The 15942-nt window shown below is 71.7% G+C and carries 13 protein-coding genes; 4 read left to right on the top strand and 9 right to left on the bottom strand.

The annotated features are described in order from the left end of the window. Nucleotides 1–146 precede the first annotated feature (146 nt). A complete protein-coding gene (locus KIK09_RS22060; protein WP_214321165.1) occupies nucleotides 147–1511 on the top strand; it encodes a glycoside hydrolase family 26 protein in 1365 nt (454 codons plus the stop codon). Here the strand turns inward: KIK09_RS22060 and KIK09_RS60090 are convergent. The 8 genes from KIK09_RS60090 to KIK09_RS22020 are packed head-to-tail and all read right to left on the bottom strand — an operon-like array spanning nucleotide 1486 to nucleotide 10221. Beyond that, entirely contained in the window at nucleotides 1486–2592 is a 1107-nt protein-coding gene (locus tag KIK09_RS60090) for a glycosyltransferase (RefSeq protein WP_214321164.1), read from the bottom strand. The genes KIK09_RS22060 and KIK09_RS60090 overlap by 26 nt on opposite strands. A gap of 12 nt (nucleotides 2593–2604) precedes the next feature. Next, nucleotides 2605–3720, bottom strand: a complete 1116-nt coding sequence (locus KIK09_RS22050) for a GNAT family N-acetyltransferase (RefSeq protein WP_214321163.1) — start codon at nucleotides 3718–3720, stop codon at nucleotides 2605–2607. Continuing rightward, the gene (locus KIK09_RS22045) at nucleotides 3717–4337 is read right to left on the bottom strand and encodes a Wzz/FepE/Etk N-terminal domain-containing protein (RefSeq protein WP_214321162.1); all 621 of its coding nucleotides are present in this window, start codon (nucleotides 4335–4337) and stop codon (nucleotides 3717–3719) included. The genes KIK09_RS22050 and KIK09_RS22045 overlap by 4 nt, the downstream gene beginning before the upstream one ends. Beyond that, nucleotides 4337–5449, bottom strand: a complete 1113-nt coding sequence (locus KIK09_RS22040; protein ID WP_214321161.1) for a glycosyltransferase — start codon at nucleotides 5447–5449, stop codon at nucleotides 4337–4339. The genes KIK09_RS22045 and KIK09_RS22040 overlap by 1 nt, the downstream gene beginning before the upstream one ends. After that, nucleotides 5446–6144: a polysaccharide deacetylase family protein gene (locus KIK09_RS22035; protein ID WP_214321160.1), complete on the bottom strand. Its 699-nt coding sequence runs from the start codon at nucleotides 6142–6144 to the stop codon at nucleotides 5446–5448. Before KIK09_RS22035 ends, KIK09_RS22040 begins: the two co-directional genes overlap by 4 nt. Next, a complete protein-coding gene (locus KIK09_RS22030; protein WP_214321159.1) occupies nucleotides 6141–7667 on the bottom strand; it encodes a lipid II flippase MurJ in 1527 nt (508 codons plus the stop codon). Before KIK09_RS22030 ends, KIK09_RS22035 begins: the two co-directional genes overlap by 4 nt. Continuing rightward, complete coding sequence (locus KIK09_RS60085; RefSeq protein ID WP_214321158.1) at nucleotides 7664–8989, bottom strand: O-antigen ligase family protein; 1326 nt, start codon at nucleotides 8987–8989, stop codon at nucleotides 7664–7666. The genes KIK09_RS22030 and KIK09_RS60085 overlap by 4 nt, the downstream gene beginning before the upstream one ends. Then, nucleotides 8989–10221: a sugar transferase gene (locus KIK09_RS22020; RefSeq protein ID WP_308164230.1), complete on the bottom strand. Its 1233-nt coding sequence runs from the start codon at nucleotides 10219–10221 to the stop codon at nucleotides 8989–8991. Before KIK09_RS22020 ends, KIK09_RS60085 begins: the two co-directional genes overlap by 1 nt. A gap of 810 nt (nucleotides 10222–11031) precedes the next feature. Here KIK09_RS22020 and KIK09_RS22015 point away from each other — a divergent pair. Both KIK09_RS22015 and KIK09_RS22010 read left to right on the top strand, forming a co-directional pair. After that, nucleotides 11032–11886, top strand: a complete 855-nt coding sequence (locus tag KIK09_RS22015; RefSeq protein ID WP_214321156.1) for a hypothetical protein — start codon at nucleotides 11032–11034, stop codon at nucleotides 11884–11886. 406 nt (nucleotides 11887–12292) lie between these two features. Next, the gene (locus KIK09_RS22010; protein ID WP_214321155.1) at nucleotides 12293–13033 is read left to right on the top strand and encodes a DUF8814 domain-containing protein; all 741 of its coding nucleotides are present in this window, start codon (nucleotides 12293–12295) and stop codon (nucleotides 13031–13033) included. Here KIK09_RS22010 and KIK09_RS22005 read toward each other — a convergent pair. Beyond that, nucleotides 13030–14817 (bottom strand): flavin-containing monooxygenase, encoded by a 1788-nt coding sequence (locus tag KIK09_RS22005; protein ID WP_214321154.1) that lies wholly within the window; start codon nucleotides 14815–14817, stop codon nucleotides 13030–13032. The genes KIK09_RS22010 and KIK09_RS22005 overlap by 4 nt on opposite strands. A gap of 46 nt (nucleotides 14818–14863) precedes the next feature. On the opposite strand from KIK09_RS22005, the gene KIK09_RS22000 reads away from it, so the two are divergent. After that, entirely contained in the window at nucleotides 14864–15898 is a 1035-nt protein-coding gene (locus KIK09_RS22000) for an NAD(P)-dependent alcohol dehydrogenase (protein WP_214321153.1), read from the top strand. Nucleotides 15899–15942 lie beyond the last annotated feature (44 nt).

Genomic DNA, 15942 nt, shown 5'->3' with positions numbered 1-15942 from the left:
ATCGGCATATATAGCGACAAACTCCGCATCGAATGCGACATAAGACCCATCAAGCGCATTCTCTTTCGCTGGCTAATGTTCTTGATATGGCTTGAGTGGGAATAGAGGCCGACGATGGGCATGTCGCCTGATTTTGGAGGTGTTGGATGGGTCAGCGGAGGCATCCGCAGCTGCGTGTGTGCTCCGTCCTGATCGCCGGGACACTGCTGGTGGTGGTCGCCACCCAGTGGCCGGCCGGTGGGACGGAGCCCTTGCTGCGGACCTACACCGTTCCCCATCCCACGGCGGCACTGGGTGTCTTCCTGGGCTCCGATGCGCAGGGAGTCGAGCGCATTCCCGACTTCGAGCAGTGGCTCGGCCGGGAGGTGACGGTCGGCAGGACGTATCTGCCGGGCGACACCTGGAGCGCGTTGCGCGGACCCGATTTCATCCTGGAGCCGTGGTCGGCGTGGCGTGCCGCCAAGCCGGATCGCGTCCTGGCCATCAACGTCCCGATGGTGGTGCCGAACGAGGGCGGCCTTTCCGACACGGAGGTGTCCGCCCGGCTGAGGGCCGGGGCCACGGGCGCCTACGACCTCACCTTCCGGCACCTGGCCGACAGGCTCGTGGCCACGGGAGCGTCGGATTCGATCCTCTCGCTCGGCTGGGAGATGAACGGCACGACCTACTCGAGCCGGTGCGCACCGGACCCAGCCGCGTGGAAGGAGTACTGGCGACGGATCGTGACCACCATGAGGTCGGTGCCCGGGCAGCACTTCCGCTTCGACTTCACCGCCAACCGTGGTGTGGACGCCATTCCCTGGTCCGATTGCTATCCGGGTGACGACGTGGTCGACATCATCGGCCTGGACAGCTACGACCAGCCGCCCTCGGGCACCTTCGCCGGCTACATCTCCGAGCCTTACGGACTGCAGTATCACGCCGATTTCGCCGCGGCGCACGGCAAGCAGCTGTCGTTCCCCGAGTGGGGGCTGTTCCGCAACGGCGACCGGCCCAAGTACGTGCGGGACATGCTCGAGTGGATCGACAGCCACAACGTCGCCTACCAGTCGATCACCGACTACTGCCCGCACGGCGTGTGGGAGTGCACGGACAACCCGCAGTCCTCGCTCGCCTACCGCAGGGAGCTCAAGCTCAACGATCCGACGCCGACGCCCTCCGTGCCGAGCGCGCCCCCGATCAAGCCGCCCGCGGACGTGTCCACCACCCCCACGGTGCCCACGCCCACGCCCACCCCCACCCCCACAGAGCCGACGCCCACGGTGTCGACACCCATCGCGTCGACGCCCGCGGGGCCGACGCCCGCTGTGCCAACCCCTTCCGTGAAGGTGCCGAGGGTGTCGGTTCCCCGGGTGCGGTGGACGAAGGCGTGGGCTCCGGCAGCCACGCCCAGTGCGCCCGCTCAGCAGTTGCCCACCCCCGCCCCGGCCCCGGCTGACCTGCAGCGCCCGAGTCCCACGACGCTGCCGCCGCCCAGCACGACGGCTACGAAGGGCGGGGCCTACCGGTAGCCAGGGTCAGCTCGGCCAGCCGGTCGAAGGTCAGCCGGGCGTCGAAGAGCTTGGCGCGGACGGCGGCCGACAACCCCTCGTTCCAGGCGATCATCGGATGGCGCAGCCGCAGGGAGACGGCCTCGGCCAGGGCCCGCTCATCGCCGAAGGTCACCAGCTCGCCGACGTCCCAGGACAGGACCTCCGCCAGGCCTGGGACGTCGAAGGCGACCACCGGCCGGCCGCAGGCCAGCGCCTCGAGCGCGGTCAGCGGCAGCCCTTCCCAGCGGGACGGCAGGACCACGACGTCGCAGGCGGCGTACCAGGGCCGCGGGTCCCGCGTCGCGCCCACGAAGCGGACTCCTGCGGGGGCGCGTTCCCGCAGCGCGTCCGCGAGCTCGCCGTCCCCGACGATCGCCAGCAGCGCCCGCGGGCACCGCGCCGTCACGCGCGGCCACGTGTCCAGCAGGATGTCCTGCCCCTTCTGATGCGTCACCCTGCCCGGACACAGCACCAGCGGCACGTCCTCGGCCAGGCCCAGGTCGCGGCGGGCGCGCGTCCTGCCCTCCAGGCCGACGGGCGGGAAACGCTCCAGGTCGATGCCGTTGCGGATGACGACGAGGTTGCCGCGCAGGCCGCGGGAACGGCCGAGCTCGGCCTCGCCCTCGCCCACGCAGACCAGGGCGTCGGTGAAGGACGTCGCGGCCCGTTCCCAGGCCGTCACCACGCGTTCCATGGCGCCGCGGCAGGGCAGCCACGACCAGCCGTGCGGCTGGAAGATGGTCGGCCACCGCCCGCGCAGGGCCAGCCGCCCCGCCAGTCCCGCCTTGGCGGAGTGCAGGTGGACGACGTCCGGGTCGAGCCGCCTGACCAGGCGGCCGAGCGCTCTGGCCTCGGCCAGGGACGACGGTCCGGGGGAACGGCGGGCCTGCCAGGCCAGGTGGCCGATGCCGGCCTCGGCCAGCCGTTCGCGCAGTGGGCCTTCCGCGGGGGCGGCCACGGTCACGTGCCAGCCGCGCCGCATCTGGTCGGTGGCGGCGGCCACGACGTAGCCCGCCACGCCGCCGTCGGTGGGCTGGGCCACGTGGAGCACGCTCGTCACGGCGGCATCCCTTCAGTGACGGGAACGGATCGCTTCGGCCAGGCTCGGGAAGCGGTGCTTGGCCATCGCCGCCGCGCCCACGCGGCCGCTGGCGGCCCCGGCGTAGAGTGCTGCCCGCCGGGTGCGGCCGAGGATCAGCCGGTGGTTGTCGACGACCACGGCTCCCCACTTGGCCTTGTGCGGCTCGTCCCCGCGCAGCATGCTCAGCGTCGCGAGGCCGCGCTCGGTCGTCTCCCGCAGGCAGTGCCCGAGCACCAGGGCGAACACGTCGATGCTGGTGCGCAGCCGCGGATCGGCGCCGTAGAGGTAGCCGCCGGCGAAGTCCTTGCCGACGAGCGAGAAGTTGGAGGCGACCAGTTCCCCGCCGACGCGGAACTCGGTGAGCGCCGCCTGCCCGGCCGGGATGAGGTCCTTGGCGGAGTGGATGAGGTGGCGGCGGAACTGCGGCTTGAGATGGTCCTTGTTGATGCCGCGCCCCCTCCACTGCAGGCGGTGCAGCCGCAGCAGCTCGTGGACGGCGGCAGGCACTCCGTCGGCCGTGACGGGCGTCGCCGTGACCCGCATCTCCTCGATCTTGCGCAGGGAGCGGCGCAGCTTGCCCGCCGCGCGCCCGCCGATGCGCGCCACGTGCTCCTCCAGCGGCATGGCCGCCATGATCAGGCAGGACGAGGCGGGCACGTACCAGTTGCGTCCCGCCCACCACTCGTGCAGGAGGTCGGCGGCGGAGCCAGGCCGCACCTCGGGGAAGTCGATCACGTCCCAGCCCGGCAGCCGCGCCAGGCCGTCGGCGACCGCCTCCAGGACCTGCTCGCCGGCACTCTCGTCGAGCAGGATGTCGGTGTAGTCGGAGTGCGCCGTCGCGATCGGCGCCAGCACCCGGCATCCCCATCGCCGCCTGCGCATCAGCGGCACGGCGGCCACGAGCCGGTCGGCCCGCCGTACCAGCAGCGTCGTCAGGTCGCCCGGCCTGCCGTACTCCTGCCACCAGGACCCCAGCCAGGCATGGGACTGGAACGGCGTGGCGGTGGCGCACCTGGCGTACAGATCGTCCCAGTCCCGTTGGAGTCGCGGCCATTCGCCGGGGTCGGTGACCACCGCGGCCTGGAGGCTAGGAGTGGACGTCCTCATGCCTGGACTCGCTGCTTGGGCGCGCTCTCGTCGGGGTACTCGCGGGCGGTGGCCCCGCAACGGCACCGGGTACGGCGGGCGGGCAGGACGGGCGAGACGAGGTAGCCGAGCCCGCCGAGCAGCGCGCCCGCCGCGCAGCCGACGGCCAGGTTGAGCGCCAGGCTCGACGACGAGGGCTCCGTGGGCGGCGAGGCGGCCGACAGGCTCGCCAGGCGGACGCCGGTGTCGTCGGCGTGCGAGTTGGCGTAGGAGATGAGCGCCTGGGCGACCTCGTTGGCCTGGACGGAGGCGAGGCCGGGCTGCGGGCCCGTGGCCGACAGGAGGATCATCGGGGCGTCCGGGGACGAGGCGACGCGGATCGCCCGCTGGAGCACGTCGAAGTTCTGCGCGCCGAGGATCGCGGGCTGGGTGACGATCCTGGCGTAGGCCTGGGCGAAGTTCGTGGCCTGCTCGATGTTGGCCTTGTCGTCGGCGACGGCGACCACGTACGCCTCGGCCGTGTAGACGGGCTCCCTCAGCGCCGAGAAGATCAACCCGGCCAGAGCGCCGAGCAGGAGCGCGCCTACCTGAAGCCACCATCTCCTGATCAGGACGACGATTCTCCTGACGTGGTTCATCACTGCTCCCTCTTCGGGCGGGACGTGTGCTGGTGAACTCGGGTGTACAGCGCCTCGATCCGGGCGACATGGTGCTTGATGTCGTAATGCCGAACAGCTGCCGGAACCGGGAACCTCGTTGGCGCGGTTTTGATCAACGCTTGAACGGCCTTGCGGAAGTCGTGCGGCGTCGACGGCGTCCGCCGCGCGGCCGGGGTGTCGAACCCGGCGGGCAGCTCGTCCAGCGCCGGGCAGGCGGCGTAGACGGCGGGCAGCCCGGCGGCCAGCGCCTCGAGCACAGCGAGCCCGAACGTCTCCTCCTGGGACGGAGCGGCGAACACGTCCATGGCCGACAGCAGCGCGGGGATCCTGCTCGACTCTCCTGCGAACACCACCCGCCGCCCGGCCCCCGCCTCGCGGGCGAGCGCGGCCAGGTCGGCGCGGGCCGGGCCGTCGCCGGCCAGCAGCAGGACCACCTCGGGGAGCCCTGCCACGGCTTCGACCAGGACGTCGAACCGCTTGCCCCGCGCCAGCCTGCCCACACCCCCGACCACGACCGCGTCCTGCGGGATGCCGAGCTCCGCCCGCGTCTCCTTCCTGGCCACCGGGTCGAAGGCGAAGGCCGCGTGGTCCAGGCCGTTCGGGATGATCTCGATGCGGGAGGCGGGCACGCCCCACGACCGCAGCCGGCGGGCCGCGGCGGACGACACCGCGACGGTGACGTGTCCGAGCCGTTCGCCGCCGCGAGCCAGCAGCCTGATCGGCTTGGTGATGGCGCGTCCCTCGATGTGGTGCTCGCCGATGGAGTGCTCGGTGGCCACGATCGCGGGCACGCCTGCCAGGCGGGCGGCCAGGCGACCGTACAGGCCGGCTCTGAACAGGTGCGTGTGGACCACGTCGTAGCCGCCCGCGCGCACCAGGCGGGCCAGCGACCCGACCGCGCGCACGTCGCGGTTGCCGCGCATGCCCAGCTCGTGGACCCGTGTCCCGGCGGCCCTGATCTCCCGCGCCACCACCCCGGGGTTGGTGAGCACCGCGACCTCGGTGGGCAGGCCGCGAAGGGCCACCAGGTCGCGCAGCTGCCGTTCCGCTCCTCCGGAGGCCAGCCCGGTGATCACGTGCAGGACCTTCATCTGCCGCGCCCCCAGGCCCACAGGTGGCGGGCGTGCTTGGCGCGCAGCCGCAGCCGGCCGTCCTGCCGGCCGATGTAGGTGCGGGGCATGGCGTAGGCGTCGGCGCGCGGCGGGGCGATGGCGCACGCGTAGCCGTACCCGGCGCGCCTGACCAGCTCCATCGCCTGCTCGTCGACGTGCCCGTAGGGGTAGGCGAACCCGGTCACCTCCCGGTCGAGCAGTTCCTCCAGGGCGACCCTGCTGGCCTTGAGCTCGACGTCGACCTGGTCGGACGGCGCGCCCGTGAGCGACAGGTGGGTCATGGTGTGCGAGCCGACCTCCATGCCCTGGCCGACGACCCACCGCAGCTCCGCGGCGGTCATCAGCGCCTTGCGCGGCCCCTCGGGATCCCAGGCGTTGGACATCCCGACGCGGTCCGCCACGACGAACACGGTCGCGGTGAACCCGTGGCGCATCAGCACCGGCAGCGCCTGCGTCACGAAGTCCGCGTAGCCGTCGTCGAAGGTCAGCCCGACCAGCCCGCGCGCCCTTCCCGCCGCCCGCGCCGCCCGCAGCTCGCGCACGGAGACCCCGCGCAGCCCCCGCCGCGCCAGCCAGGCCAGCTGTACGGTGAAGCGCCGCGGAGACACGGTGATCCGGTAAGGATCGTCGGACACGTCGCCGACGGAGTGGTACATCAGCACCCACGCGGTCATCGGATCCCGCCCTTCTTCCGGAGCGCGACCGAGAGATCGCGCCGTCCGCCGGTGATGACGATCGCGACGGCGAACGCCGCGATCACGGTGAGGCCCCCGCAGCTCACGGTGAGCACCAGGGGAAGGCGGGCGAGCCAGGGCTGCGCCAGCGCCGCGATCACGGCCGCGGCTCCGGCGGCCAGCGTCAGCCTCCCGAGTGTCAGCGTCACCGGCCACCTGGGGAGCACGAGCAGCGGCGGCCCGAGCCGGACCAGCAGGAGCACCGCGCCCAGGCTGATGCCGGCCGCGTTGGCCAGCGCGATGCCCCCGGTCCCGAGCGGCTCGGCCAGCACCGGCGCGAGCGCGCCCGTCACGACCAGGCAGGCGCCCATGGCCAGCGCCGGGTACCAGGAGGGCCGGTCGCCGCAGAAGTACACCCGGCACAGCGCGCCGACGACGACCTGGCCGAGCAGCCCCGGCGCGTACAGCCGCATCGTCCAGGCGGTGGCCTCGGTGTCGGTGGCGGTGAACGCGCCGTGCTCGAGCAGCAGGCGCACCACCTCGGGGGCGAAGACGACGAGGAAGACCGTCGAGACCAGCACCAGGCTGCCCGCCACGACGATGTCGGCGACCACGTGCCGCTGGGCCGCCTGGTGGTCCCGCGCGGCGATGCTGCGGGCCAGCGCGGGGAACGACACGGTGGCGATGATGAGCGAGACCACCATCGGCACCTGAGCGATCTTCTGGGCGTAGTTGAGATAGGAGATCGCCCCCGCGGGGAGCGAGGATCCGACGAACCGCTCGATGAAGATCTGCGCCTGGCGCAGGAGCGTGAACGAGGCGATGGGGACGAATGCGCCGAGCGAGATGGCCGTGGTGGTCGCCGGGCGCATGGGCGCGCCGATGTACCGCAGCACGGCCGGCGCCTGGACCAGCACCATGAGGATGCCGCCCGCCGCCACGCCCCAGGCGACCGCGGTGATCCCGAGGCTGTCGCGGCCCAGCGCGATGAACGTGATGATGGTGGCGTTGTAGGCCAGGTAGATGGCCGCGGGCGGGCCGAACACCTGCCGGGTGCGCAGCGCCGCGCCCAGGTAGCCGGCCAGCCCGAAGGCGGCCACGGTGATCGAGGTGATCTGGGTGCACCGGGTGGCCAGCGCGTGGTCGGCCATCCCCGGCGCCATCAGCTCGACGATCAGCGGCGCCCCGAGCGCGGTGACCACGGTCAGCAGCAGGAACGCCGTCAGCGACCGGGGCAGCGCGCCCCAGACGACCTCGCGGATCGGCCTGCCCTCCTCGAGCCGGCGGCTGAAGGCGGGGATCAGCAGGTACGACAGCGCGCCCTCGATGAGCAGCGGCGCCGCCGTCTCGGGGACGGTCCAGGCCACCATGAACGCGTCGGTGCTCGCGCTGGCCCCGAACATGCCCGCGACCAGGAGGTCCCTGCCGAAGCCGAACATGGATCCGAGCGCCGTCAGGATCATCGTCAGGCTCGCGGCCCACATGAGGCGTCGGGTGCCCGCCGCGACAGGTGCTGCGCTCATCGGATCAGGTCCCTGCCCCCGGAGATCGCCCAGGACAGGACCGCGCCCAGCATGACCGACATGACCACGGTGGGGGTCCCGCCGATGTCGGAGTAGAGGAAGTCGGTCAGCTGCCAGCCCAGGAAGCCGGCCGCGACCAGGCCGGCCGGGGTGCGGCCGGTGCGCAGCGCGCGGATCGACCACACGATGAGCGCCCCGCACAGCAGGCAGAAGGCGGTGATGCCGAGCAGGCCCTGCTCGCTCAGCACGAGCAGGTACATGTTGTGCGGGGAGCGCAGTTCCTCACGCTGGAAGCCGTTGACCGGGTCTTCAGTGTCGCTGCTGGCCGACACCTGCAGCGGCGCGTAGCCGTCGCGGTGGATCACGAATCCCCGCGGGCCCACGCCGAGCAGCGGGTGGTCGCTCCACATGCCGGTGGCCGCCTGCCACAGGCCGTACCGGTCGGTGACGGACTGGTCGGGCTGGGTGGCGGCGTCGGTGATGGACGACAGGCGGTCGGTGAGGGTGTCGGAGCCCGGCACGGTGCCCGCGAGCAGCACGACGGCGCAGGTGCCGACGACGGCCGCGCGCAGCAGGGCCCGCCTGCCGGCGAGTGCCACCATCAGCGCCACGGCCACCGCGCACGCCAGCCAGGTGCCGCGGCTCAGCGAGAACACCAGCGCGGGCAGCAGGACGGCCAGCACCGCGACGGCGGCGGCGCGGCTCCTGCCGCGCGTGGTCAGCGCCACCGCCCCCGCGATGATCGTCCCGTAGCTGACGACGGTGGCCATGCCCATGACGTCGAGCGCGCCGAACGTGCCGACGGCGCGGATGCGCTCGCCCGCGTAGGAGGCCCCGCTGCCGGACAGCGTCTGCCACCATCCGACGACCGCCTGCACGAGCGCCGCCGTGACCAGGGAACCGAGCACCAGCCTGCGGTCGAACTCGTCGCGGACCGCCAGCACCACGGCGAGCGGGACCAGGAAGAAGATCTCGAGGAACCGCACCAGGCCCGGCAGGCCCGCGACGATGTCGGTGGAGGCGAGCGTCGCGGCGCACACCGCGAGCGCCGGCGGGAGGAGCACCAGGACGCGCGGTGAGATCCGCCGGCGGTGCAGGACGGCGCCGAGGCAGGCGGCGGTCACCAGGGCCACGCCCGCCAGGTCGGCGTAGCTGACCTGGAAGGCCGCGCCGGCGTCCGCGCGCTGCTGCGGGACGCAGCTGACCACGGCGGTGAGCGCCGCCAGCAGGCTGGGACGCAGCAGCCGCGCCCGGGGCGGGCGGGCCGCCGGCACCAGGGTGTCGGACGGCAGGCGGGAGGCGGGGATGGTGACGGGCCCCACTACGCGCCCCCGAGCCGCAGCACGCAGACGATCGTCCTGATGATGATCTTGAGGTCGAGGCCGATGGACCACGTCTCGATGTAGTGGTTGTCGAAGCGCGCCCGGTCCTCGATGGAGGTGTCGCCGCGCAGGCCGTGGACCTGCGCCCAGCCGGTGATCCCGACCGGCAGCCGGTGCCTGCGGTCGTAGTGCGCGACCTTCTGCGAGAACTGGTGCACGAAGAAGGGTCGTTCCGGACGCGGCCCCACGATGCTCATGTCGCCCTTGAGGACGTTCCACAGTTGCGGCAGCTCGTCCAGCGACGTCTTGCGGAGGAACTCCCCCACCGGCCCGGTGAAGCGGCCTCGCCCGACCTTCCACTGCGTCGCGGCGTCGTGCGCGGTGGTCGCGGTCAGCGTGCGGATCTTGAGCAGCTCGAAGCTCCTGCCGTCCTGGCCGATGCGGCGCTGGCGGAAGAGCACGCCGGGACCGCCCTCCAGGCGCGCGCCCAGCAGGCACAGCGCCAGCACAGGCGCGGCGAGCACCAGCGCCGACAGCGCGACCGCCACGTCGAGCACCCTCTTGATCCCCCAGTACGGCCGGCGCTGCGCGGGCGGCGTGAGGGCGAGCAGCGGGAACCCCCTGATGTGCCGCTCGACGGGGACGAAGTCCAGGATGGGGTCCCCGGGGACGGGCGCGTACAGGATCCGGCACCCGGTGCCGGCGACCTGCTCCAGCCACGAGCGGGAGGCGGGCAGCCGGCCGGCCAGGATGACCAGGTCGGCGTGCGAGCGCCGGATCGCCCGCGCGCACGCCCCGGCCGAGTCGCCGGCGAACCCGACGGGCACGATGCGGTATTGGGGGTGGTCGAACAGCTCTCGCGCCAGCCGCCGTCCGTGCTCGCTCGAGCCGGCGATGACGGCCCTGCGCCTGCCCCGCCCGGTGGCGGCGCGGAGCAGGCCCATGGCCAGGCAGGCCAGCAGCGCGTAGGTGGCGCCCGCGGCCAGCCACGTGTCACCGTCGACCGGCCGCCCCATCACGGTGGCCTCGGCCGCCAGGCTGATCAGACCGACGCACAGGTGCCTGGACGCGGCGGCCCAGATCGTCAGCCCGGGCCGCCCGGCGCCCGAGAAGCCGTACGCGACCAGGGCGGCCAGCGTGGCGACGACGACGTCGACGTCGGGCGAACCCCAGATCGTCATCGCCGCGACCATGCAGGCGGACACTCCCAGCAGGCGCAGGACGGTGGGCACGAGCCGATGGGGGCCACTGACCGGACGGGCGGCAGCGACCTGAGCCTCGCCGTCCAGCGCACCAACGGTCGGATCACTCGTGCCAACCGATGCGGCCATCTTGCCTCCAGTCGTTTTGACAGCCTGATGAGGCGGGTCTCGGGTAGTCGGCGATTACTCGGGGAGCGGATGCTTTTCAGGGGTCAGCCGATTTCCATTCCCGAGCACACCAAGATCGCCTCGATGTTACGCAGTCGAATGCCCACGAACGCGCACGCGGGCGCCGAGTCACGTTCAGATGCAGGCAAATTTTTCGCCGTTGATCCACGCGCAATTGATGGCCGTCGCGGTCTCGCTGGCACCTTGCGTTGGTTTCTGCGCTTTGTCGGCCCGAAAAAGAGTGCATACGCCACCTGAGCGAGAAGTCCAGACAAGTCGCTCGACAGGCTCGATGTAGGGCGATGGGTGGTTCATCCGGAAAGCGGCGGGTGCTCGCCCCGTCGGGCCCACGGGATTATCGGTCGATGACCGGATCCACGGTGTACGCCGGAATGACCGCCGTCACCCGGGAAATTTCCACCTTAGTCCTTCTTTCGATTCGAGCCGCATTGTTGAAGTGCCGAATCGTAATCATTTTCAAAACCAGCGCCCTTGGAGTTTTACGGGCAGCGTTCAGGGCTCTCGTCCGGTGATACAAAAGCCTCAGTAGCTCGGTCGTGACCCGTGCCAGGTGTGGTGCCCACAGCGCGTGCGTCGCGGCTTTCGGAAGTTTTCGTTTCGCAGCGCGACGCTCAATTCGACGGCTGCGATCGATCCGCCGGAAAGGCAATCATGAATCGTCTCATCAAGTCGTCCGCCATCGCTGTCGTATCACTGGGCCTGGCCGCCGCGCTGGCCGGTCCCGTGCTGGCGAAGCCTGGCCCCGCGAACGCGACGGACCCGCTCAGCCAGTTGCTCGGCACCTCAGACACCGGTGGCGCGCTCCTCAGCCAGGGCCAGAGCCCGCTGATGTCGGTGGCCACGCCCTTCAACCAGATGACCGAGGGCAAGGACCCGCTGGACGGGACCCTGCGCACCTTCGACAAGGCCGCCCAGTCGCTGGACGGGACCGCGCAGATCCTGCCGCAGAACGACCTGCGCAACGGCCTGCCGGTTTCCGACGTCGCCGGCATGGCGGGCGTGCAGACGCTGCCCGGCACGCCGATCACGCAGGCCACCACCGCTCCGTTCACCTTCTCCCTGCTCGACGGCCGCCAGGTCGTGGGGGTGCGGGAGGACGAGGAGCCCGTGCCCGGCATGTTCAGCGCGGTCTCCGGCCGCGCCGGCAGGGCCGCGCACGCTCCCCAGCTCCAGGGCGTGACCGCGAACACCGCGGGCCAGGCCTACGACCGCCTGGCGACCACCACCGGCCAGCTGGGCGGCGTGACCCATACGCTGGCGAACGCTGCCCGCGCCGTGTCGGCCGAGAACACCCTGGGCGGATCGCTGGAGGCCACCAGATCGGCGATGCCGGAGGTCCTGTCGACCGAGCTCGCCCCCGCGCTGGGCACGCCCGAGAGCCGTCGGTCGATGCGCGCCTTCGACGAGATCGCCCCGCTCGTCGAGGGCACCCCCGCGTTGCGGGGTGCCCTCGGCAAGGCAGCCGACCCCACCGCCGCGCTGACCAGCCTGACCGGCACCCGCTGACCCCGGTCGGACGCGAACGCAGACTCCCGATGCGCTGGTGCCGCCCGTCGGGCGCCGCGCGCGTCCGCCCATGAGACATGCGCCTGGACTTCCACGTCCAGGCGCTTTTTCATGCGGCAAATATCCGCAAATGCCGCTTTAATATTAACGGGCGATCGTGGGTACGAGTCGCCCTATGATGCGTTCTTTCGGGGGGACAAAGAGAGTCATTCACATATTCACCGCAGCAGCCCTCGCTTTCCCTGCGACAGCCGGTACGGCAGAGCACAGGCTGCCCATAGACCTGACATCTCACGAAACCGCCCAGTACAACGTCGAGCACACACCCGGCGGCCTCACGCTGTCCGGGACGCCCTCCGCACAGGGCTTCTACGTCAGCCCGCCGACGCCGACACCGTTTCCCGCCATGAGAATCCGCGCCACGGCGTCGGCTACCAGGCCCACGGGAACAGGAGCCCTGCTGGAGCTGCGCGGACTGTCGGTATCCGGCCACTGGACGGAATGGCGCGCGGCGACCTCCGACTCGGCCGTGGTCCAGCTTCCGGAATACATCCGGTCGGTCCAGGCGAGAATCACCTTTTCCGCCAAGGATCACGCCGGCAAACCGGCGGTCGTCTCGCTGTACGTTTCCCCGCGGGGAGGCCCCGATCCGCGCCCGGAACGGCAGGCGAACCCCGAACCGTTCAGCGCCCGCGTTTACGCCACCCGCATCGGGCTCGTGGGCGAGCACACGGCCAACGGCCACGTGATCCGCCGCAGGGACAGGTTCGCGTCGCTGCCTTCCCGCCGAGGGCTGAATTCCGACGACAAAACAAACGACTACGTCGTCGAAATCTGCTATTCGCGGACAAATCGCTGCGCAAGGGCCCCGGTGTGGGACGTCGGCCCGTGGAACATCCGCGACGACTACTGGAACCCGCCCGCCACCCGCGAGATGTGGCAGGACCTGCCGCAGGGCACGCCCCAGGCGCAGGCCGCCTACGCCGACGGCTACAACAAGGGCAAGGACGAGCGCTCGCGCAAGGTGCTGAACCCGGCCGGCATCGACCTGGCCGACCGCGTGTTCCTGCGCGACCTCGGCATGACCGGCAACGACTGGGTCACGGTCACCTACCTGTGGACCGCGCCGGCGACCGACGACCGCTAGCGGCGGAACTCGAGCCCGTCGAAGTCCCCGGACGACCGCCACCCGTCGATGTAGGCGAAGTAGGCCATCGCGCCCTCCGGATAGCCCACGTTGACCCAGGCGCGCAGCCCGGCGTCCTGGCCCTCGTTGTTGTAGTAGCCGGGCGTGCACTCCTGCGAGCCGAGCAGCCCGCCCCGGTTGGTGAGCAGCAGGTCCATCCACGCCCGCTGGGCCTGCTCGCTGACCTCGACCTCGCGGTACCCCTGGGCCAGGGCGTGCTTGACGATCACGGCGATCGTCCTGCCCGCCTCGGTCAGGTTGTGCGGGATGTTCGAGATCAGGTTCGCGCCCTGGAAGGGCTGCACGAAGAAGGCGTTGGGGAAGCCGCGGGTGTGGATGCCGTGCAGAGTGCGCATGCCCTCGGCCCAGTCCGCGGAGAGCGTGACGCCGTCGCGCCCGGTCAGGTCGTATCCGGCGCGCCGGGTGTAGTCCGTGCCGACCTCGAAACCGGAGGCGTAGATGAGGCAGTCGACCTCGTACTCCACGCCCGCCACCACGACCCCGGTCTCGGTGATCCGCTCCACGCCCTTGCCGTCGGTGTCGACCAGGTGCGCCGCGGGCAGGTTGTAGGCCTGCAGGTACTCGTCGTGGAAGCACGGCCGCTTGCACAGCTGCCGGTACCAGGCCTTCAGCCGCCGCGCGGTCTCCGGGTCCTCGACGACGGCGTCGACGCGGGCGCGGATCTCCTCCATCTTCTCGAAGTCGGAGTCCTCGAAGGCCGCCAGCATCCTGACGAGGGTCCGCTCCTCAGGGGCCAGCGCGCCGATCCGCTCGCGGACGCGGCTGGCGATGTCGGTCCACCCGTCCATCACCAGGTCCTCGGTGGCCGCGCCGCCGGCCTGGTTGGCGGTGAAGTTCTCCAGCCAGCGCCGCTGCCAGCCCGGCGTGGCGATCAGGGCGAACCACTCCGGATCGGTCGGCCGGTTGTCGCGCACGTCGACCGAGGAGGGGGTCCGCTGGAAGACGTACAGCTTCTCGCACACGCGCGCCAGGTGAGGCACGCACTGTACGGCTGTCGCCCCCGTGCCGATGATGCCCACCCGCTTGTCCCCGAGCCGGTCGAGCGGCGCCCCCGAGGGGTCTCCCCCGGTGTAGGCGTAGTCCCAGCGGCTGGTGTGGAAGGAGTGCCCGCCGAAGGTCTCGATGCCCGGGATCCCCGGCAGCTTGGGCACGTGCAGCGGCCCGATGCCCATGGCGACGAACTGGGCCGTGAAGGCGTCGCCGCGGTCGGTGCGCACGATCCAGCGGGAGCGGCCGTCGTCCCATTCCAGGCTCTGGACCTCGGTGTGGAACAGGGCGTTGTCGTACAGGCCGTACTGCTTGCCGATGCGCTGGCAGTGCTCGAGGATCTCCGGGCCGTGCGCGTACTTCTCGCTCGGCATGTGGCCGGTCTCCTCCAGGAGCGGCATGTACACGAACGAGGCGGTGTCGCACTGCGCGCCGGGGTAGCGGTTCCAGTACCAGGTGCCGCCGAAGTCGCCGCCCTTCTCGACGATGCGCACGTCGTGGATGCCCGCCTCCTTCAGCCGTGCCCCGGTCAGCAGACCGGCGAAGCCGCCGCCGACGAAGGCGACCGTCACGTGGTCGGTCTTGGGCTCCCGCTCGGCCCTGGGCGTGTGGGGGTCGTCCAGGTAGTGCGCCAGCCGCCCGGTCGGGCGCAGGTACTGGTCGTTGCCGTCGGGGCGGAGGCGCTTGGCGCGCTCCTCGGCGTACTTGCGGCGGACGGCGTCCTTGTCGAGGGCCATAAATTCAGAATGGCATTCGAGAATCTTGTTCGGCAATACTGGGCTCATGAAGGCCGTCCAGTTTCGGGCATCGGGCAGGGCGCCCGAGGTCGTCGACATCCCCCGGCCGGAGCCCGGCCCGGGGCAGGTGCTGCTGCGGGTGACCGCGGCCGGTGTGTGCCATTCGGACATCACGATCATGGGCTGGCCCGCCGAGCAGTTCCCGTTCCCGCTGCCGATGACGCTCGGCCACGAGGGCGCCGGCACCGTCGCCGAGGTCGGCGACGGGGTGACGGGCGTGCGCGTGGGCGAGGCGGTCGCCGTCTACGGCGCGTGGGGGTGCGGCCGCTGCCCCAAGTGCGCCGTGGGCAAGGAGAACTACTGCCTGTACGCCGGGGAGCTCGGGATCATGTCGCCGGGGCTGGGCGGGCCGGGCGCCATGGCCGAGTACCTGCTCGTCGACAGCGACCGGCACCTGGTGCCGCTGGACGGGCTCGACCCGGTGCACGCCGTTCCGCTGACCGACGCGGGCCTGACCCCGTACCACGCGATCAAGGGCTCGCTGCCCAAGCTCGTGCCGGGTTCGACGGCCGTCGTCATCGGCGCGGGCGGGCTCGGGCACCTGGCCGTCCAGCTGCTGCGCGCCCTGTCGCCGGCCCGGGTGATCGCGCTGGACGTCAGCGAGGACAAGCTGGCGCTGGCGAGCGAGGTCGGCGCGCACGAGGCGATCCCGTCGGACGAGCAGTCCGCCCAGGCGGTGCGGAGGCTGACGGACGGCAGGGGCGCCGAGGCGGTCTTCGACTTCGTGGGCGCCCAGTCGACCGTGACCCTGGCGGGCGCGTGCGCCGCGGCCGAGGGCGACGTGGTGGTCGTCGGCCTGGGCGGCGGAAGCCTCGGGGTCGGGTTCGGCACGCTGGCGCACGAGGTGTCGGTCCGGGCACCGTACTGGGGAAGCAGGAGCGAGCTGATCGAGGTGCTCGACCTGGCGCGGGCCGGGGCGATCTCCGTGCACACCGAGACCTACCCCCTCGACCAGGCGCCGCTGGCCTACGAGCGGCTCCACGAGGGGGCGGTCCGCGGACGCGCGGTGATCCTGCCCTGAGGACGGGCGAGCGATGATCGGGCCATGACCCACCCTCCGGTTCG

It is taken from the genome of Nonomuraea sediminis, from assembly GCF_018531495.1.
Taxonomy (GTDB): Bacteria; Actinomycetota; Actinomycetes; order Streptosporangiales; family Streptosporangiaceae; genus Nonomuraea; species Nonomuraea sediminis.
Note: the sequence above shows the minus strand (reverse complement) of the source record. Positions and strands in the feature narration are given on the sequence as shown.

Bases quoted from the DNA above. Each gene is read 5' to 3' on its own strand.
- KIK09_RS22060 (WP_214321165.1), top strand. From the start codon at position 147: ATGGGTCAGCGGAGGCATCCGCAGCTGCGTGTGTGCTCCGTCCTGATC.
- KIK09_RS22050 (WP_214321163.1), bottom strand. From the start codon at position 3,720: ATGAGGACGTCCACTCCTAGCCTCCAGGCCGCGGTGGTCACCGACCCC.
- KIK09_RS22045 (WP_214321162.1), bottom strand. From the start codon at position 4,337: ATGAACCACGTCAGGAGAATCGTCGTCCTGATCAGGAGATGGTGGCTT.
- KIK09_RS22040 (WP_214321161.1), bottom strand. From the start codon at position 5,449: ATGAAGGTCCTGCACGTGATCACCGGGCTGGCCTCCGGAGGAGCGGAA.
- KIK09_RS22035 (WP_214321160.1), bottom strand. From the start codon at position 6,144: ATGACCGCGTGGGTGCTGATGTACCACTCCGTCGGCGACGTGTCCGAC.
- KIK09_RS22030 (WP_214321159.1), bottom strand. From the start codon at position 7,667: ATGAGCGCAGCACCTGTCGCGGCGGGCACCCGACGCCTCATGTGGGCC.
- KIK09_RS22015 (WP_214321156.1), top strand. From the start codon at position 11,032: ATGAATCGTCTCATCAAGTCGTCCGCCATCGCTGTCGTATCACTGGGC.
- KIK09_RS22010 (WP_214321155.1), top strand. From the start codon at position 12,293: ATGAGAATCCGCGCCACGGCGTCGGCTACCAGGCCCACGGGAACAGGA.
- KIK09_RS22005 (WP_214321154.1), bottom strand. From the start codon at position 14,817: ATGGCCCTCGACAAGGACGCCGTCCGCCGCAAGTACGCCGAGGAGCGC.
- KIK09_RS22000 (WP_214321153.1), top strand. From the start codon at position 14,864: ATGAAGGCCGTCCAGTTTCGGGCATCGGGCAGGGCGCCCGAGGTCGTC.